The organism is Enterococcus sp. DIV1279b (assembly GCF_050531515.1).
GTDB classification, from domain to species: domain Bacteria; phylum Bacillota; class Bacilli; order Lactobacillales; family Enterococcaceae; genus Enterococcus_D; species Enterococcus_D casseliflavus.
The window spans coordinates 2,347,675-2,368,244 of record NZ_CP172891.1 but is presented as its reverse complement, the minus strand read 5'-3'; the positions used below and the strand labels follow the sequence as shown (position 1 = coordinate 2,368,244).

Here is a 20,570-nt window from a genome sequence, read left to right as displayed (position 1 = left end):
GGGATCATGATGAAAGTTTCCGTTTTTGGTTTAGGTTATGTAGGATTAGCAAACGCTTTGTTATTGGCGCAAAAAGAAGAAGTACTTGCTTATGATATTGTGGATGAAAAAATCGATCAATTGCAAAAGAAAATCTCACCTCTTGAAGACAAAGAAATTCACCAATTTTTGGAGCGGACAGACTTGTCCGTTCATTTCACCAAAGCTTTTGATGAAGCTGTTGACTTTGGGGATGTATTAATTATTGCGACGCCTACAGATTACGATGAGCATAAAAACTATTTTGATACGTCGACTGTAGAATCGGTGATTGAAAAAGCGCTGGAGTTGCGTCCAGATGCTGTGTTTATTATTAAATCAACAGTTCCTGTAGGGTATACATTAGATCTTAAAGCACGTTTTAACACAGAGAACATTTTATTTTCACCTGAATTTTTGCGTGAGGGAAAAGCTTTATACGACAATTTGCATCCTTCGAGAATTGTTGTTGGAGAATGCAGTGAGCGAGCGAAAGAGATCGCCGAGATGTTCAAGCGAAATGCATGGGAAAATGAAATTCCCGTGCTTTTAACAAATCCGACTGAAGCTGAAGCAATAAAACTGTTTTCTAACACGTATCTGGCGCTGCGCGTGGCATATTTCAACGAATTAGATACCTATGCGGAAGTGAGGGGACTTGATTCACGACAAATCATTGAAGGCGTCGGGCTGGATCCTAGAATCGGCTCCCACTACAACAATCCGTCTTTTGGATACGGTGGCTACTGTCTGCCCAAAGATACCAAGCAGCTCCTAGCTAACTATGATAAGGTTCCGAATAATATCATTCAAGCGATCGTCGAAGCAAATACGACCCGCAAAGATTTCATCGCGGAGCAGATCCTTGATCGACAACCGAAAGTTGTGGGCATCTATCGATTGACTATGAAAGCTCATTCTGATAATTTCCGCTATTCTTCCATTCAAGGAATTATGAAGCGGATCAAAGCCCATGGAATCAACGTAGTAGTATACGAGCCTTCTTTAAAAGAGAAATCCTTCTATAACTCTGAAGTTATTGATGACTTTGAGACGTTTAAAAAGATCTCTGATGTTATTGTAGCAAATCGTATGGAAGATGTACTGCATGACGTAGAAGACAAAGTATACACAAGAGATTTGTTTGAAAGAGACTAAAAACTTTGAGAAAAAGGAGGCCAAATTTCGTTCGTTGAATGCGGCTTTCTTTTTTTCGTTTAATCTGTCAATGAAACATTAATTTTTTTTCTCAATTTTTGAAATGATCTGGTAAAGGTTGAGAAAGAGGGGAATGTCGAGTATACTTTTTAAGGATAGCTTTAAAAAGTTTTACCGTAAAAAAGATTAGTGGAACCTTAAAGGAGAAAATGATGTTCGAGCGTAAAAATAGAATTTTATTGAAAGAATTAGTAAAAACCGATTTTAAACTAAGATATCAAGGAAGTATTATGGGCTATGTTTGGTCTGTTTTAAAGCCCTTGATGCTGTTTACTGTCATGTATGTGGTCTTTGTACGTTTTCTTAAATTTGGACAAGATGTTCCTCACTTTGAAGTGGCGTTACTTTTGGGAACCGTTCTATGGAGCTTTTTTAGCGAAACGACAAATTTAGGTATGTCATCAATCGTCACACGAGGCGATCTGCTTAGAAAACTAAGCTTTCCTACACATATCATTGTTATTGCTGTATCGATCAACGCCTTAATCAATCTAGTAATCAGCCTTGTGATCGTTCTTTTATTTGCGATGATCAATGGAGCGGATATTTCAATCTATGCTTTTTTAGCACCGCTGCTTCTGATTGAACTCTATGCCTTTTCATTGGGCGTGTCTTTTATTTTGGCAACAATCTATGTTAGGTTTCGGGACATTGGACCGATCTGGGAGGTTGTCCTTCAAGCGGGTTTTTACCTTACACCGTTAATTTACCCATTGACACTTGTAATGAATATGGACGTGAACATTGCCAAACTTCTGATGATGAATCCAATGGCTCAAATTATTCAAGATATGCGGCATATCTTAACAAGTACAAGCAATATTACGGTATGGCAATTAATAAATACGAATTGGATCGTCGCAATTCCATATGTTTTGCCATGGATCGTATTAGTTGCTGGCTACATGATTTTTAATAAAAATTCGAAAAAATTTGCGGAGATTATTTAATATGAATAATGAAATAGCAGTGAAAGTTGATCATATAGGAAAATCGTTTCGTCTTCCTACAGAAAGTACAACGAGTTTAAAAAGAACGATCGTTAATTATTTTAAAGGAATCAAAGGATATAATGAGCAAAAAGTCCTAAGAGATATTTCGTTTGAAGTGAATAAAGGAGATTTCTTTGGAATTGTCGGAAGAAATGGGAGTGGAAAATCAACCTTATTAAAAATTATCTCCCAAATTTATACACCTGAAAAAGGGTCTGTAGAAGTGAACGGAAAATTGGTTTCCTTCATCGAGTTAGGTGTTGGATTCAATCCAGAATTAACTGGGAGAGAGAATGTCTATTTGAATGGCGCTATGCTTGGTTTTTCCGAAAAAGAAGTGGATGGAATGTATTCCGATATCGTTGAGTTTGCGGAATTAACTGAATTTATGAATCAAAAATTAAAGAATTATTCAAGCGGCATGCAGGTTCGACTTGCGTTTTCTGTAGCGATTCAAGCGAAAAGCGATATTTTAGTCTTAGATGAAGTATTGGCTGTCGGGGATGAAGCGTTCCAAAGAAAATGCAATGACTATTTCATGAAGGCCAAAGATGAGAACAAGACCATTATCCTCGTGACTCACTCAATGGAATCTGTTCGTAAATACTGTAATAAAGCACTGATGATCGATAAAGGGGAAGTAAAAATCATCGGGACCCCAGATGATGTAGCAAATCAATATTCTTTAGACAATGTTACACAGACGGGGACCTCCACCGTTATTGAAAAAACAGACGATATCGATGTAAAGAAAGAAGAAGAGAACGATTACATTAAAGACTTCAAAGTACGGTTGCTATCAGATGAACTAATAGAGAAAGATCAAAAAAGAATAGCGTTTGAAGTTTCGTATGAAGTTTTAGAGGAAATGAAAACATATATAGCTTTTTCTTTAACGGATATTGATCGAAATATTTGGGTATATAATGACAATTCATTAGATCATATGACCACAGGCTTAGGGAAAAAAACTTTGCGTTATACATGTAATTTGAACGAAATGAATGGTTGCAAACTTCGGTTAGGTGTTTCAGTCAGAAATGAATCAGACCAACCATTCGCGTTCTCTGATAAGGAGAATTCACCTATTATAATTATTTCTCCAAAAAAAGAAATGTCTAAAAGCGAGAGAATTTCTTCTAGCGGATTAGTTAGACGAAATGGATCTTGGGAAGAAATCGAAATATAGTCTGGTAATGAGGTGGGCAAAACTTTATGGGGTTAGTATCTGTTATTGTGACATGTTACAATCACGAAAAATATATTGAACAATGTTTAAAAAGTGTACTTTCTCAAACATATCCTGAGATTGAACTGCTTGTTATAAATGATGGTTCAACTGATAAATCAGAAGAAATAATTCTTAAAACTCTTGAACTTTCTAACACAAAATATGAGTATATTTATCAAGAGAACAGTGGTGTTTGCGTAACAAGAAACCGTGGGTTAGATTGGATAAAGGGCAAATATGTTCTTTTTATTGACAGTGATAACTATCTCGATCCTGAGTTTATTGAAAAATTAGTTTCTTTGGCTGAAAGCGAAGAGGTCGATATAGTATATACCGACTTAATCAATGCTTCATCAAAAGAACTTTTCATGAAAGCCAGACCGTTCGAGCTTCAAGCCTATCTAACAAATAATTTTATTGATAATTGTTCACTAATACGAGCATCCATCATTAAAGATGTTCGTTATGACTTGAATTTAAACCGAAAAAAATTAGTTGATTATGATTTTATCATGAATTTAATTTTAGTTAATAAAGCAAAACCAAAAAAATGTGAAGAAGCTAAGCTGAATTATCGAGTACTAGCAAATTCGATTTCTAGGACCGGAGAGCATTCTTCTGATAAATTTTATTATGAAGTTTATTTTTATATATTAAGAAAACATATTGAAGACTATCCCAATGAAATTCTTAATGCAGTTTCACACAATACTATGATATTGGAAAATAGATTAAGCAATCTCACAAAACATTTGACTGAGTTAACAGAACATGTAAAGAATCAAGATCACGAAATTATCGTGAAAAACGATGAAAAAAAACTTTTAGAATTGGATAAGCAAAATCTGCTTGTTGAAAGAAAAGAGTTGGGTGAACATTTCTCTTATGAAATTGAAAAATATGAAAAAGAACAATTTACAATGAAACAAATTATTGCAACTTTGGAAAATGAGAAAAATGAAATTCGAAATTCAAATTCATATAAATTAGGGAATCTTTTCATCAAGCCGATACATTATGGATATCGCTTTATTAAAAATCCAGCTCTTGCTTTAAAAGTGTGGAGTAAATTAAAAGAGAACACAAGAAAATACTCAACAAAAGTTGTAAAACCCTCTACACTCCTGATGAGGGTTAAAAGGAGTGTAGAGAGAAAGAATAATAACTATGTTGCTCCATCAAGAATTTTGATTTTTGTTATTTATGAAGACAAAGAGAAATTACAAGAATATAAACTTCTTTTCTTGAAAGCATTTAAAGCTCTATGTACAGATCTCTTAATTATAGTAAATGGTGATTTACCAAGCTCGGATATTGAGCAGTTGGAACAATTAGGCCGTGTAGAAACCAGAGAAAATAAAGGATACGATACGGCAGCATTTAGACATGGAATTTTGTTTTTGGGTAAAGAGAAGCTTTTGGAATATGATGAGTTACTGTTAGTAAATGATACCAACATTGGACCTGTTGGTGAATTATCATCTATTTTTAAAAAAATGGCAGATAAAAAACTGGATTTTTGGGGTTTGACTTATGGAGAAGAATATAACGATTTTACTAATTTAAACAAATACGGCTATATTCCTAAACACTTACAGTCTTACTTCTTAGTAATAGAAAAGACATTGCTTTCTTATTCAGGGTTTTATTCTTATTGGGAAAAAATGAATGATACAAATTCAAGAGATAAAGCAATTGGTATGCACGAAACGGTATTCACAAAGCATTTTTCAGATTTAGGATTTAAGCATGGTGCGCTAACAGAAAAAAACGAGGATAGTGCAATGTATATCCATCCTCTTGAGATGCTTAAAGAGGGTATACCAGTAATCAAATATACTGCATTATCAAACTATACAAATGAGAAATTTATTTGGCAAGGCTTGAATAGGCAAACAGAAATCCCTAGTTTGGTAAAATATATAGAAGAAAAGACAGATTATCCTGTTAAAATCATCAAAGAGATCATAGAGGATATAAAGGAGAAAGATTCACAAAAGTATGTATTGATTATTGATGGTGTTGAAAATGTTATTCCACAACTGACAAAATATCGTGTTGAAAATAAAATTGAACAATTAAAAAATTTGAATTTTAGAGTGAAGTCTGTGGGACTTTCTGAGCTGAAAATTAGCGATGCAGAAAGAGCGAGCCATATTATAATTTATAGAGCGCCATATAATGAGATGCTGGTCAATTTGATTCAAGTGGCCAAAGAATTTAATAAGCCAGTTTTATATGATATTGATGATTTAGTGATTGATACGAAATACACTGACCAGCTTTCGTATGTTAAAGGATTATCTAAAATAGAGAAGCAAAATTATGATGCTGGCGTGACTAACTATGGAAAAATGCTGGTTCTATGTGATATTGCAATAGCTTCCACAGAAGATTTGAAAAAAGAGCTAAAAAAGTATAATACTAAAGTGTTGTTAAACCGTAACTTAGGCAGTGAGGAATTAATAAAGCTAAGCAATAATGCAGAAAAACTTAGTGATGCATCATGTGTTCATATTGGGTATTTTTCTGGATCAATTACTCATAACGAAAATTTTGAATTAATTATGCCGGCAATATTGAAAATTTTAGCTTCCTTTAATAACGTGAAATTACATTTAGCGGGTCATATCGATATTCCGAATGAGTTAAAAGAATATAGTGAACAAATTGTGATCCATCCATTTGTTGACTGGAGATTGCTGCCGCAACTTGTTAAAAATGTAGATATAAATCTTGCGCCGCTTGTCGACACTATATTTAACAGGGCAAAATCTGAAATTAAGTGGTTAGAAGCTGGGTTATTAAAAATTCCAACAATTGCCAGTAACATTGGATCATTCAAGGACATGATAATTGAAGGTGAAACTGGCATTTTAGTTGATTCATCTGAAGATTGGTTTGAAAAACTAGAGCTGCTTGTAACGAATGGAGAGTTGCGCAAAAAAATTGGACGTAACGCGTATAATTATGTTGTTAACAATTGTACGACAATTCAACATAACGATGAATTGACAGATTTTTTATCTGAAGAGGCAAAAAATAAAATAAACGATTAAATAAAATATTCTTTAGTATAGGTATGTTTTAAATGAAGGAGACAAGATGAAAACAATACTTTTCGTGTCACCAACGGGTACGCTCGATAATGGAGCAGAAATATCTATCGTCAACTTAATGAAGTTTTTAGCTGCAGAAGGATATCATGTAGTTAATGCAGCACCGATATATGGAGTTGCAACAGAAAATGATTATTCTAGATATTGTGAGTCCAATGGCATTGAATGCTATTTGATCAATAACCAACGTTGGTGGTGGGAAGATGCTCCCGCACATATATTTGGTTCAGAAGAAGAAAGAGTTGTTTCATATAGAGACACAATTAAGACATTAACCGAGATTATAAAAGAAAAACAAGTGGATGTGGTGATTACAAATACGGTAAATATGTTTCAAGGTGCTCTTGCTTCTTGTCTAGAATCTATTCCTCATATCTGGTTAATTCATGAATATCCAGAAAAAGAGTTTGCTTACTATAAGAATAAACTAGATTTTATTGATCAATTTTCCACGGATATATTTTCGGTCACAGGTGATTTAAACAATCATCTGAATAAATTATTTAATAGTAGAGAAATACTTCCTTTTGCGCCGTATACAGAACTAAAAAGTTCAAATATTCAAATAGGAAAGAAAAAAAGAATCGTTTCAGTTGGAAGAATAACCAAAAGAAAAAATCAATTGGAGCTAATTCGAGCATTCCATGAAATAAATAGAAAAGATATCGAACTAGTTTTTGTTGGCGGTTGGGATGAAGAGTATAAAAGAGAATGCGAACGATATATAAAGGAGCATACTATTGCATCAGTTTCTTTTACCGGGAATGTAGAGAATCCATGGGATATAGTTACAGATAAGGATATTTGTGTATTTACATCAAGTTTAGAGACATATGGATTAGTTTATGTAGAAGCTTTACTCAATGGTATTCCAGTGATCATTTCGGACAATCCAGGCCATTTATCTGCATATGAGATGTTTCAACATGGGAAAATATATCCATTAGGTAATATTGATTCGCTTGTAGAGGCTATTAATTATTTTATAGACAATTTTGAAGAAGTAAAAAGTAAATCAGAAATGTTCATTAAAACAGCGAAAGAAAAATATCAAATCAAGTCAGTTTATCATGTTTTAATAGAAAGAATAAATCAAGCAAAGACAAATGAACATGCTATAAGACACATAAAAAACTTATTAGTAATCAACGAAAAGAAAAGTAAATTAGCAAATCTAGAAATAAAAATAAGAACCTTTGTGCAGAGAGTGATGTATAAAATTAAAAATAAATAAATACTTAAGGGGTTAAAATAATGGTTCGAAACAAATTACGAGAACCGCAAGGGATTTTTCTCGTACTAGCAACTCTATTTATAGGGATTTCGGTATTTTTAATGCCTATTAATAGAGTGCCCGATGAGATGAACCATGCGAGAATGGCATGGAATTCAATATTTGTAAGAACTGACACGAGTTTTGATTGGATGAATAGTGTTAGTGCAGATACTGAAATTAACAAAAGTGAATATAAACAGTTGTTTACGGAAAAAATTGATTTATCCGAGGAAAAATTTCAACCAAGCTTTGAGTTGAAAAGAATTATGCATATTCCGCAAGTTTTAGGAATGATACTAGGAAGCATTGTTTATCCATCAATAGGCGTAATGGTAACATTGGGACGCTTATTTAACGCTGTATTTTATATAGCCAGTATGTATTTAATTATTACAAAGACTAGATACGGTAAATGGTCGATGGTGCTTTTATCTTTACTCCCTATAATGGTTCAACAAGCAGGATCATTATCTTATGATGCTGCAAACTTCGTAGCGATTCTTGGCTTTTTTGCCTTTTTAAGCTTAATGATTGAAAATCCTCAAATCAATTTAAAAAAGTTGTTTCAAATTTTGCTATTTGCTCTAGCACTATATATTACGAAAAGTAATAACTTTTTATTTCTATTGCTTCTGTTCCCAATCAATTTCATATTAGCAGGAAAACTTTCTCCTTTGGAGAAAGTTAATCAGCATATAAGAAAGTTGATCTTCAAATACAAATATATACTGATCGTCCTTTTGCTTGTTCTTGGGGGATTAGTAGGTATTAAAATGTTTGGTGGTATACAGGGAATTAAAGAATTACTGCTCGTTTTGGTGAGAACTCTATTTAATAATAATCTAAATGGACATTTAAACAGCATTTTAACCGTGGGTATGTTTGGTTATATTGGGTTGTTTTCGGTAGAAATCCCTTTGTGGATTATTTTTATAGATGTAGCTTTATTGGCTTTTATTTCTGCTCTGAATAGTGATTTTGAAATCAAGAAAATATTCGGATTTTCATCGTTAGCAATCATTGTAATTCAAATTTTGGCTATAATCGCTGGAATGTACTATGCTTGGACACCGCTAGTATTAGGAGAGAATGCAATAATTTCGGTAGGTGCACAAGGGAGATACTTTACTCCGTTTCTTATTTTTCTTGTTCCTTTTTTCATCTCATTAAAAGATAGCATAAAAGTCGAGATGAGTGAAAAGCTATTAAGGTTTGCTATAATATTAACTTTAGTATTCAATTTTATTGTTTCTACAGGCTTGGTTTTGGATACTTATTGGTTTTTATGATGGGAGAACTTATGAACAGGGTTGCTTATCTTTAGATTAGTTTTTTTTCTTTTCTAATTCATTTTCAGTATAGAAATTTGCTAATTCTGTTTTTTCAATAATAGATGAAATGAGTTGTGTAAAATCAAATCTGGGTCAGAATGAACCACATTCTGGCTCAGATTTTTTGTTATCTTACATTGATTAATTGATTGATCAAAAAGATTCTAATTCTCATGTTCTCGAATGATTTAAATCCGTAGGATACTCGTTTCATTGTCTTTATGTGGGTATTCTTCGCTTCTATTTTTCCATTGGAATAAGGATAGATCATTGCGTTGGTGATGCCTTCTTCATAGGTCAGAAGGTTTTGAAGCTTCTCCCGAAAGCCGTCATCTAACGTTTCGGGAAGTTCTGCCAATATGGAGAAAAATAAGTCAGGGTCTTTGTCTCGAAAGGCTTCAACTAATTCATGAAAAAAGGGATACGCCTCCTTCAGGGGCGTAGAAAACTCAAGCAAACGATCAATCATCATTGCTTCAGTAAGAAATGGGTATTTTGGTGCTCGGAAACTTTTCCATGTTTTGTATTCATAATGGTTGATGTTTGCACGATTTTTTAGCAAAAAGCGCCAGTTCTTTTTCAGTTTTTCTGCATGGCTTTTCTGCCCAGCTTTACGAAGTTCATTCATTTCACGGATACGCAACTCATTGAACGCTTGATTCATGTGTTTGACAATATGAAACCGATCAATCACTACTTTCGCATTTGGCAGAACACGTTTGGTGAGCTGGAAGTAGGCAGCGTTCATGTCTGTAACCAAGAATTCTACTTCTTCTGGATTGGTACAACCTAAGAAATAGCTTGTTAATCGGGGTAATTTACGCGTAGGCAAAACATCAATTAATTTTCCTGTTTCGCCATCTGCGCAAATAAAGCTCATCTTATCTTCTATGGAAGCGTGCGAACGAAATTCATCAACCATCAATACACTGGGGAGAATCATTTTAGATTGCTTTGGCAAATAGCTTTTAAACTCTTTCAACGTACGAATAACGGTGGTCAAAGATACCTGACAGCTTTTCGCAATAAAAGATAAAGATACTTTTTCAGTTAGTAAAGAAGCAATTTTATATCTAACATGATTTGCGATTGAATGTCTGGGTTGGACAAAATAACTTTGAGCCGTCCAATGGGTGCGACAGTTTTTACAGGTATAGCGTTGCTTTTTAGGCGCATAACCAAAGGCATATGATTGTATTGTTCAAAACGGACAATCGTTTCCTTTTTTCCATTTTTCACTATAATTGCTTTCCCGTTTCCATCTACCACAGTAGTACCACAACTTCTACAAGCACGAGGAGTAGGCGAGAGAACCGCATCGACGACCAACGTCTTTTTCTTCTGAAGGGTCTCGTAAGAGACCTCTGTAATCATCAAATCTTTCTCTATTATTCTCAGCATTTTTTTGATAGAATCATTCATATAGCATATCGTTCTCTCAGTTGTTTATTTTGTGGTGATTTAATCATACTAGAGAACGATATATTTTTTAATACCTAAAATGAAAATGGGACTGAAGAATCAATTCTGATTCATCAGTCCCATAAATTATAGAGTCAGATTTTTTGTTATCTCACATTGATTAATTGATTGATCAAAAAGATTCTAATTCTCATGTTCTCGAATGATTTAAATCCGTAGGATACTCGTTTCATTGTCTTTATGTGGGTATTCTTCGCTTCTATTTTTCCATTGGAATAAGGATAGATCATTGCGTTGGTGATGCCTTCTTCATAGGTAAGGAGGTTTTGAAACTTTTCCCGAAAGCTGTCATCTAACGTTTCGGGAAGTTCTGCCAATAAGGAGAAAAATAAGTCAGGGTCTTTGTCTCGAAAGGCTTCAACTAATTCATGAAAAAAGGGATACGCCTCCTTCCAGGGCGTAGAAAAGTCAAGCAATCGATCAATCATCATCGTTTCTGTCCCATAAAAATTATAGAGGCTGATTTTTTGAGGAGAATGATTAGGCGGTTGAGAAATAGAAAGCCTTATTCTCATTACATGATATAAATATCTTTTGATGTCATGTTGTAACAGGAAACTTGAAATGCTTTTAATTTTCACTTTATAGATAATGGGATTATAAGAAGTCTGTTAAAATAAAATTTCGCTTTTTTACCAAAAAAATATTCATATAATTATATTATGATTAAAATAAAAAAAGGTGATAAATCAAGCAGCATTCTTTTTTAATTTACCTCTACTCACAATATAGTTGATTTAATAAATATTAAAGTAATAATCGCTCTTTAAAGAATCGATGTAAAAAAGGTATTTTAAGAAAACTTTTTTATGTACAAAAGTAGTATAAACGAGAGGATATTATGATTGACTTGCAATTCTGTCATGCAGGTCACCTTAGAAAGTGTAATTTGGCTGATACATAAAAAGTGGTTGTGGACAATCAAGAAAAATCTCCCCTCTTCCAGTTGCTACTATATATTTTTTATTTTAAGAGCGGATGTGAAATATTGTTGTTATTTGAAAAAAGAGTTTATAGATTAGACCAGCAAAATATTTTTGGATTTTGAATCGTGTTTAAAAAAAATATTAGATTTCTATCAGAATATATTATTTCAAAAACTACTTAATCATATAGCTAACAAGAAAGTGATCTTTCTGACATGTTGCTTTGAGCAAGCGAAAAAAAAGACAAAAACATCACTTGGATGCTTTTGTCGGGGCGATTTATGAAGTATTCCATGCAGCAGCGATCGATATATTTTTCACTAATTATTACTATTTGTATTTATGGTAAGATCCGAACCTTTCATTATATACTTATTATAAAAACTTGAGTTTTTACTTAATTCAGAGGTAAATGTCTCGTATCCCAAGAATTCCATTAAAGTATTAGTATCAGAATATAAATTAGTACCTAGTCCTATTCGGTCGCCTTCTATTTGTACGCCTAGTGCGGCCAATGTTGTAGGGAAAAGATCGAGTGTGCTAAATTGACGCTCAGTGTTATTTAATGTAGTAATAGGAGAGTTGATGAATAAATTAAAAACCGTTCTCTGGTAAGTTTCTTCTATTGAAGCGAAGTAACCTTGGTCCATATTTAAATGGTCTCCAGCAATAACAATAGTTGTATTTTCATAAAATGGCTGTGCTTTTATCCAAGCAATAAAGTCGCCAATCATCTGATCCGAATAATAAATAACATTGCTAAGCTGTTCATCAAAAATCTCAGGTGTATTTTCATTTTTGTATCCATCTGGAAAATGAGTATCTGCCGTTAGCATAGTCAAATTAAATGGCTGGTCTAGTGATGCTTGTTCCAAAAGTGTGTTTTTCGCAAATTCAAAGAGTTTCTCATCCTCATATCCCCACCATACTTTTCTATCTTTTGGTATCCAACCATGGTCATTAGCATAATTATAATCCCGTATCTCGTAGTCTCCATGTTGCTCATAAAATTTCTTCCTACCGCCAAAATCGGCGTCTGACCCCAATAATAAAATTTGGTTATATCCGTTGTCATGTAATATGTCACCTATAGAGGTAATTCCTGGCATGAAATGTTCAGTATTGCCATAGTCGTTTTCACTATATCCGCCGGTCACACGTAAAGGCACGCCTGTGCTTTGTCCAACCATTCCTCCTACCGTAAATCCAACACCAGGAACTTGAATTGCCCCCCCTAACAGCTTTTGGTTGGAGAAATTTAGTCCATCTGAATATGAGAGTTCTGTGATATTAGGCATTAAATTTTCTTGTTGGGCGCCTCCAACAGCTGACGAAAGATAAGTTGTCTCTAAGGACTCAACAAAAATATAAATCAAGTTTCTCTTGTCCTCAGGAAAAGTTATAGAAATCGAATTTGGATCAACATAAAAATCTTCATATATAGTTGATTTTTCAAAAAAGTAAGCTTTCAATTCATTAAAACCAAGTTTATTAAGGCCTAATACTATATTTGCTAACAATAAAATTACTGTAAAAAAAATAGAAAGAAAGCATGATTTTTTTGAAAATTTGACTATTCTAGTGGTTTTCGAAGAACGAATCATAATCATGAAATAGAGTAGAATGATGATAATTTGTGTAATGACTATAGAGTTTAGTAAAGGACCTAAAAGATATGCGTAAATCTGTCCTTGATCAGTTCCAGTTAGCGGTTGAGAAAGTGTATAAAAAATTTCATCTATTCCAACGTTTCCGAAGTAGCTTTTAGTCCAATAGGCGCTATTAGAGGCCAAAAAACCTAAAAATGTCAACAATATCAGTAGTAGTGAAAGTGCAACATATTTTTTATCAATCTTTATAGGTTTCTCAAGCCAATAGTTTGAACCAAATCTAAAAATTGCATAGAAAATTATCGCAAGGACTAATGAGAGTATGGTCCTTACAACCGTACCATTTTCTGAAACCCTTTCTAAAAAAAGTACGACTCGAGTAAAATTGGATGAAATAAAAGTACTAAGGGTGAAATGAAAGCTAGCAATAAAAAAAGCGAAAAAAAGCCGCTTCAAAAAGGTAGAGCGACAGTAAAAAAACAAAATAAAAAAAAGACCCAGGCTTATAAGCATTTAAAAAATCCTCCCAGAAAAAACTGTTTTAGAAATAAGTGTCGTTAGCAAAAAGTTTAATATAAATCTTCGATTAAGTAAATTATTTCATTAAATACAATCTTAAAAAGATGAAGTATGATAAAGTAAGAAAAGGTTATATATTTTATTTGATTATTGAGATTTATTTAGAAGTCGAGTATAATTTTAAAGATTGAGTTTGTAGCGGCAGCTCTAGAATAGGAAAGGGGAAGAGAATGCATACCTTTGTAATTTGTGCATATAAGGAATCGCCATTTTTAATAAAATGTATTGAATCTTGTAAGAATCAGACGAGTGTTTTAAATAATAATTCCAAGATAATAATGTACACAAGCACGCCAAACGAATATATAAAGAAAATTTCTGGACAATATGGGATCCCTTTATTTATAAAAGAGGGAGGCAGTATTGGAAAGGATTGGAACAATGCTTTGTCTGTGGTAGAAACAAGATATGCGACAATTATTCATCAAGACGATCTCTACTTGTCAAACTATGGAGAAAAAATATTGAATTCTTTCGAAGAAAACAATAATCTTAATATAGTATTTTGTGATTATGAAGAAATTGATGAGCAAGACAACATAAGAGAACGGAATGTTAATTTGAAAATAAAGACCTTCGGATTGCATTTACTGAGTTTGTTGCCATACAAGAAATATCAGCGCAGAATATATGCTTTTGGTAATTTTATATGTTGCCCAGCTGTATCATATGATTTAGATCGGTTAAAAGATTTTTCTTTTAATGAATCTTTAAGAATGGCGGTTGATTGGGATGCTTGGGAACGCATAATGAAGCGCCATGGAGAAATATTATACATTCCTGAACGTTTGATGTATCATCGTATCCACTCAGAATCAGAAACAACGGTTAATACAGTTTCAAAGACAAGAGAAGCTGAGGAATACGAATTGTACCAACGTTACTGGGGAAAGACTATTGCGAAGTTATTGATGAAATATTATGTTAATAACCAAAAGAGCAATCAACTATGAAAATAAGGATGAGATAAAATTGAATCCCAAAATATTGTTAATCATTCCAGCCTATAATGAGGCGGACGGTATTGAAGATGTTATCCGCAAAGTAAATGATTATAGAAAAAATTATAAATATATCCTTGATTACATTGTAATAAACGACGGCTCAACTGACAATGAAGAAGAAATCCTTCGAAAAAATGATATCAACCATGTTGAACTTGTTAATAATCTTGGTATTGGTGGAGCAGTTCAGACCGGGTACATTTATGCTTTAGAAAATGATTACGACATCGCTGTTCAGTTTGATGGGGATGGACAGCATGATATTCAAAGTCTACCTAATTTGATAGAGCCTCTCATAAATGACGTAGCTGATTTTACTGTTGGTTCAAGATTTGTTTCTGATAGTAAATCTAGTTTTAAATCCACTGGTGCCAGGCAGGCAGGAATAAAAATTTTATCCAATTTAATTTATATGCTGACTGGTCTAAGAATAAAGGATGTTACAAGCGGTTATCGAGCGGGCAACAGAAAAGTTATAGAACAATTTGTTAGTAGATACCCAAGTCAATATCCAGAACCTGAGAGTTATATGCATTTAATTGCGAAAAACATTAGAGTAAAAGAAGTCGGCGTTAGAATGTTTGAGAGGACTAGTGGGAAATCAAGCATTCATTTGTTGGACTCAGTTGCCTATATGTTTAATGTTTCGATCTCTATATTGATTGCTTCTTTGATTGAGAGGGAGGATAAGTAATATGCCAATACAGCTCCAAATAATTGCTATTTTTTTAGCAATTGGTTTTTTATTGTTAACGATATTTTTAATTCGGAAAGATCATGCAGAAGTCAGACAAATGAATAAGTGGTTATTTTTAAGCGTAATCATGATTTTTGGCGCTTTGTTTCCCAGTTTAGGAACAAAAATTGCTCACTCATTTGGTATCACCACACTGACTTCATTAGCATTGTTTACATTAACTGCTTTTTTGTTATTTATTGCTTTAACAAGCAGTATTGCCTTGATAAATACCCAACGTCAAATTAAAACATTGACACAGCAATTGTCACTTTTAAAACATGAAATAAATAAATTAAAAAAGGAGAAACAATGAGAGGCGTATATCTATCGCAAGATTTATCGCATGCTGGTGGTATAGAGAAAAAAATCTATAAACAAATCGAAGAATTTGAAAAGAACAATTTTACTATATATAAGGCGATTAATCCCAAGAGAAATATATTTCACCTAATTCGCAATGTTATCCCATTTTTTTCTAAACAATATTTTATGTCTGATAATATTAATTGGATTGAATATGACTTTGTTTATATAAGAAAAGGCGCCGTCTTAGACAAAAGTGTTATTGACTTATTAACTAAAATAAAATTACAGAATCCGCAGATTCTTATTATTATGGAAATTCCGACATATCCTTACATAAATGAATTCAAGGGTTTGCTTAAATGGATTATAAAAAGCAAAGAAAAATTATGGGTTCCTAAGTTGAAATTGTATGTTGATTTGTTCGTTACTTATTCCGACGATAAAAAAATCTATGATATTCCATGCTTAAATATTTCAAATGCATACGACTTTCCGGAGCGTCCGCCATTAATTAAATGTTCGAGTGATTCAATACAACTCTTAGGCGTAGCTGCGCTATGCTTTTACCATGGTTATGATAGAGTCATCGAAGGGTTGAATAATTATTATCAATCAAGTAAATCACAACGCCAGATTCAGTTTCAACTAGTTGGTGATGGTCCTGTGCTTAAAGAATATGAACAATTGGTTAAAAAATATCAATTAGAAGACAAGGTTACGTTTCATGGTAGAATAGCATTTTCCGATTTAGATCGATTTTATCAGACAGCAGATATTGGAATTGACTCTTTGGCTCGTCATAGATCGGGTGTTTTTTATAATAGTAGTTTAAAAGGAAAGGAATATTTAGCAAAAGGTTTACCTATTATATCAGGGGTTAAAACAGAGCTGGATTCAGAAAATTTATCTTTTTATTACAAAATTCCCAATGACGATACACCGCTAGATATTGAAAAAGTCGTTGAATGGTATGATTCTTTGAGAAAAAACATGTCGAAGAAAGAACTGACAAACTTCATATACAAATATGGTAAGTCAAACTATACGTTTGAAAAAACGTTTCAGCCTGTGGTGGATTATTTAAAAGAACGAGAGACTAAAAGAAAATAAATTTTACTTTGTTGGTTTGCTATCCAATGGTTCAATCAGCGAGATATTGAGTAAAGAAAATAAAATTTATTTAGTTGAAAGGATTCTAATGGAAAATAATCAAACAAAAAACTTATTTAAGAACTCATTTATCACTGGAGTTATTTTTGTAATTCAGATGATTATGAGTTTTGTTACAAGAACTCTTTTTATTAAATTCTTAGGTGTTGAAATACTGGGATTCAATGGTGTAATAAGTAATATTTTGATGGTTCTATCTGTTGCTGAGCTAGGGATAGGACCTGCCTTGATTTTTTCGCTTTATAAACCTTTAGCGGAAAATGAAGTCGAACTAGTGAAAATTCTGATGAAATTTTATAAAAAAATATATACTTTGATTGGCTTAATAATTGCAGGACTAGGGCTCGTTCTAATCCCTTTTTTACCCTTTATCGTAGATAGTTCTGCTCAGATTGATCATCTGTATTTGTATTATTTATTGTTTTTATCAAATACAGTAGTGTCATATTTCTTCACTTATAAAAGAAGTATAATTATAGCAGATCAAAAGAACTATATAGTAGCTTCAAATGACTTTTTATATTGGATGATGTTTCAAATCTCAAGTTGTTTTGCTATAATGCTATATAGTAGCTTTACTGCGTATCTGATCTTTCAACTTTTAAGTACGATAGCTGCTAATCTAAGTATTTCTTTTATAGCGGATAAAAAGTTTCCTTATCTTAAGGATAAACCCAGTGATACACAGTTGCCGCAAAATTTAAAATCTGAAATAAAGAAAAACACAATTGGTCAATTTACCAATAAAATAGGAACTATGGTTGTTAACGGAACTGACAACATCCTTATTTCAATTTTTATAGGTTTATCTCAAGTAGGAATGTATGTGAACTACACGTTAATAGTTACTTCCGTTACAAATTTAATCAATCAGATTATTAATTCAATGACCGCTACAATTGGAAACGTCGGAATAACTGGTTCCCGTTCAGATTCAGTGCGTATGTTTGAAAATCATCTTTTTTTTGTTCATTCTATCGGCTACTTTTGTAGTTTCTATTTGATTGTGTTGTTTAACCCATTTATTATTCTTTGGCTTGGCAGTAAATTTACGTTTAGTTTTTTTACAGTAATATTAATTGTTTTAAATTTTTCTATAACAATTTCGAGGAAAAGTGCGCTTAGCTTTATTGATGCTTATGGATTGGCATGGTACCAGAAGTATAAACCGGTTTTCGAATCTATAGTGAATTTGGGACTTTCTATACTTTTCATCACAGTGTTCCATCTAGGCGTTGATGGGGTTTTGTTAGGAACCATCATATCCAGCATAACGATTTCATGTTGGTTTGAACCATATGTTTTATACAAACATGGTTTTTCTGAACCGTTTAAAAAGTTTGCAATATTAGCTGTTAAAAATTATGGCACAACAGTAATAGGCTTAATATTGGCAATTGTAACAGCTCTATTGACATCAGAGCTTAGAGGATTTCAAGGTTTTATTCTCCAAATTTTAATCACAAGTACAATATTAATATCTTCATTTATTGCTATTAATATTAAACGAAGAGAATTTCGTTGGTTCCTACACCTTGTTTTAAGAAAAAAACATAATTAATTTCTAAAACAGTTTCACTAGTGATATCATTTAATTAAGAAGAATTTAAGGAGGAGTTGTTTTGTCTAAACAACAGCATCCAGAAAAATCGTTTAAAGACGAAGTTTTAAAGTCTTTAGAGTCAAACCAAAACAAAGAACGGGATATAGGAAGCGAATTGAATTCTCAGCAAGAAGAGCGTCAATCAATCATTTCTCGGTCGAATAAAGAAAGCACAGAGAAAGAAAAAGGCTCTAGAAGCCAAAGTAAAGCTTTTGGTCACAATAATAAAATAGACCCAAATAATGACGATTTAACGGGGAAAAACCAACGCAGATTGCAGCGCAGCAAGGAAGACAAAATAGTTAATAAGATCGTGTTGATTGTTGTTCTTGTTTTCTTAGTAATCGGCGGAATATTAGGTTTCTCAGCTTATCGATATGTTACTTCAAGTTTGCAGCCATTAGATCCCGATGATACTGAGATGGTGACGATTGTTATTCCAAGCGGTTCTTCGAATAAAGCAATTGGTGAAATCTTAGAGGATGAGAACATTATTAAAAGTGGAATGATTTTTAATTATTACACAAAATTTAATAATCTGACGGGCTTTCAAGCAGGAACATATCATTTTTCACCAAATATGACACTGGAAGCGATAAGTGAGCAGTTGCAAAATGGCGAGGGCTCGGTCACCTCTGATGCAAAAGTGACGATTCCAGAAGGATTTGATGTTGATCAAATCGGTGATGCTCTAGCGGAAGCAACGAATATCTCGAAAGACGATTTCTTAGCTTTGATGGAAAGCGATGAGTTCTTTGAAAAAATGAAAGAAACCTATCCTGAGCTTTTAGCAAGTGCCGGCGATGCGCAAGGTGTGCGTTACCGACTAGAAGGATACTTGTTCCCAGCAACTTACGACTACTATACGGGAAATACCCTAGAAGAAGTCGTTACCCAAATGGTGGATAAATCAAATTCAGTCTTGTCAAAATATTTCGATCAAATCGCTCAAAAAGAAATGACGGTTCAAGAAGTCCTTACTTTGGCATCACTTGTTGAGAAAGAGGGTAGTAAGCTAGAAGATCGTAAAAATATCGCACAGGTATTCTTCAATCGTTTAGCGATTGATATGCCGCTGCAATCGGATATTTCGATTCTATACGCGTTAGGTGAGCACAAAGAGCTAGTTACTTATGAGGACACTCAAGTTGACTCTCCTTATAATCTCTATGTGCATACTGGCTACGGACCTGGACCATTCAACAATCCAAGTGAAGCAGCGATCCAAGCGGTCTTAGATCCAACACCGAACAACTACTATTATTTCGTTGCTGACATTCAAACCCAAGAAGTTTACTTTGCGGAAACCTATGAACAGCATATGCAATTAGTGGAACAATATGTAAACAATACCTCAAATTAAATTTTCATAGGTTTATAGTTTACATTTAAAAAAAAGCATGGTAATCTTTTGTGGACTCATCGCAAAAGATTACCTTTTGCGATTTATTAGAAGTTACTAAAAGGAGAAAAGAACTATGGTAGAAAAAGTTTACCCAATGACACTTGAAGGAAAAGAAAAGCTAGAACAAGAATTAGAAGAATTGAAAACGGTAAAACGCGGCGAAATCATTGAACGTATCAAGGTAGCCCGCAGTTTTGGCGATTTATCCGAAAACTCAGAGTATGAGTCTGCTAAAGATGAACAAGCGTTTGTCGAAGGCCGAATCACTACTTTAGAAAATATGATTCGTTTTGCAGAGATCATTGATAATGAGGGTGTAGACTCTGATGAAGTTTCCATCGGAAAAACAGTTATTTTTGTTGAGTTGCCTGATGGTGACGAAGAAGAGTACATGATCGTCGGTAGTGCTGAAGCAGATCCATTTTCTGGTAAAATTTCCAATGATTCACCAATCGCTCGTGCCTTGATTGGGAAAAAAGTCAATGATGAAGTGACGATCTCAACGCCAGGCGGAGATATGCAAGTAAGAATCACAGAAGTAAAGAAAAGCTAATTGCTTGA

14 protein-coding genes and 2 pseudogenes are annotated in these 20,570 nt (G+C 33.4%); 13 read left to right on the top strand and 3 right to left on the bottom strand.

Annotation, left to right across the window (positions count from 1 at the left end; genetic code table 11):
* Positions 1–9: 9 nt before the first annotated feature.
* The 6 genes from IGI71_RS11050 (at position 10) to IGI71_RS11025 (ending at position 9,143) form a co-directional block, all read left to right on the top strand.
* Positions 10–1,176 (top strand): nucleotide sugar dehydrogenase, encoded by a 1,167-nt coding sequence (locus IGI71_RS11050; protein ID WP_060792925.1) that lies wholly within the window; start codon positions 10–12, stop codon positions 1,174–1,176.
* Between the two features lie 209 nt (positions 1,177–1,385).
* Entirely contained in the window at positions 1,386–2,186 is an 801-nt protein-coding gene (locus IGI71_RS11045) for an ABC transporter permease (protein WP_005229524.1), read from the top strand.
* Position 2,187: 1 nt separating this feature from the next.
* Positions 2,188–3,417: an ABC transporter ATP-binding protein gene (locus IGI71_RS11040; protein ID WP_010749353.1), complete on the top strand. Its 1,230-nt coding sequence runs from the start codon at positions 2,188–2,190 to the stop codon at positions 3,415–3,417.
* A gap of 26 nt (positions 3,418–3,443) precedes the next feature.
* A complete protein-coding gene (locus IGI71_RS11035) occupies positions 3,444–6,518 on the top strand; it encodes a rhamnan synthesis F family protein (protein ID WP_086295562.1) in 3,075 nt (1,024 codons plus the stop codon).
* 46 nt (positions 6,519–6,564) lie between these two features.
* The gene (locus IGI71_RS11030) at positions 6,565–7,812 is read left to right on the top strand and encodes a glycosyltransferase family 4 protein (RefSeq protein ID WP_060792927.1); all 1,248 of its coding nucleotides are present in this window, start codon (positions 6,565–6,567) and stop codon (positions 7,810–7,812) included.
* Between the two features lie 20 nt (positions 7,813–7,832).
* A complete protein-coding gene (locus IGI71_RS11025) occupies positions 7,833–9,143 on the top strand; it encodes a DUF2142 domain-containing protein (RefSeq protein ID WP_060792928.1) in 1,311 nt (436 codons plus the stop codon).
* Between the two features lie 169 nt (positions 9,144–9,312).
* On the opposite strand, the pseudogene IGI71_RS11020 reads toward IGI71_RS11025, so the two are convergent.
* From IGI71_RS11020 to IGI71_RS11010, 3 genes and pseudogenes are all read right to left on the bottom strand, one after another.
* Positions 9,313–10,607, bottom strand: a pseudogene (locus tag IGI71_RS11020) (ISL3 family transposase).
* Positions 10,608–10,753: 146 nt separating this feature from the next.
* A pseudogene (locus IGI71_RS11015) lies at positions 10,754–11,107 on the bottom strand (transposase); the annotation flags it as partial.
* An 806-nt stretch (positions 11,108–11,913) separates the two neighbouring features.
* Complete coding sequence (locus IGI71_RS11010; protein WP_071859262.1) at positions 11,914–13,716, bottom strand: LTA synthase family protein; 1,803 nt, start codon at positions 13,714–13,716, stop codon at positions 11,914–11,916.
* Positions 13,717–13,952: 236 nt separating this feature from the next.
* Between IGI71_RS11010 and IGI71_RS11005 the strand changes: the two genes are divergently transcribed.
* The 7 genes from IGI71_RS11005 to greA all read left to right on the top strand — a co-directional run bounded on the left by IGI71_RS11005 (position 13,953) and on the right by greA (position 20,562).
* Positions 13,953–14,735: a glycosyltransferase family 2 protein gene (locus tag IGI71_RS11005; protein WP_060792197.1), complete on the top strand. Its 783-nt coding sequence runs from the start codon at positions 13,953–13,955 to the stop codon at positions 14,733–14,735.
* Positions 14,704–15,480 carry a glycosyltransferase family 2 protein gene (locus IGI71_RS11000; protein WP_051095375.1) on the top strand — a complete coding sequence of 259 codons (777 nt, stop codon included), beginning with the start codon at positions 14,704–14,706 and terminating at the stop codon, positions 15,478–15,480. The genes IGI71_RS11005 and IGI71_RS11000 overlap by 32 nt, the downstream gene beginning before the upstream one ends.
* A 1-nt stretch (position 15,481) precedes the next feature.
* A complete protein-coding gene (locus IGI71_RS10995) occupies positions 15,482–15,838 on the top strand; it encodes a DUF2304 domain-containing protein (protein WP_060792198.1) in 357 nt (118 codons plus the stop codon).
* Positions 15,835–16,941 carry a glycosyltransferase gene (locus IGI71_RS10990; protein ID WP_060792199.1) on the top strand — a complete coding sequence of 369 codons (1,107 nt, stop codon included), beginning with the start codon at positions 15,835–15,837 and terminating at the stop codon, positions 16,939–16,941. Before IGI71_RS10995 ends, IGI71_RS10990 begins: the two co-directional genes overlap by 4 nt.
* A gap of 88 nt (positions 16,942–17,029) precedes the next feature.
* Entirely contained in the window at positions 17,030–18,562 is a 1,533-nt protein-coding gene (locus IGI71_RS10985; RefSeq protein WP_010749364.1) for a lipopolysaccharide biosynthesis protein, read from the top strand.
* A gap of 61 nt (positions 18,563–18,623) precedes the next feature.
* On the top strand, positions 18,624–19,967 hold the full coding sequence (gene mltG, locus IGI71_RS10980; protein WP_231434832.1) for an endolytic transglycosylase MltG: 1,344 nt from the start codon (positions 18,624–18,626) through the stop codon (positions 19,965–19,967).
* A gap of 115 nt (positions 19,968–20,082) precedes the next feature.
* Positions 20,083–20,562 carry a transcription elongation factor GreA gene (gene greA / locus IGI71_RS10975; protein WP_005229556.1) on the top strand — a complete coding sequence of 160 codons (480 nt, stop codon included), beginning with the start codon at positions 20,083–20,085 and terminating at the stop codon, positions 20,560–20,562.
* The last annotated feature ends 8 nt before the right edge of the window (positions 20,563–20,570 follow it).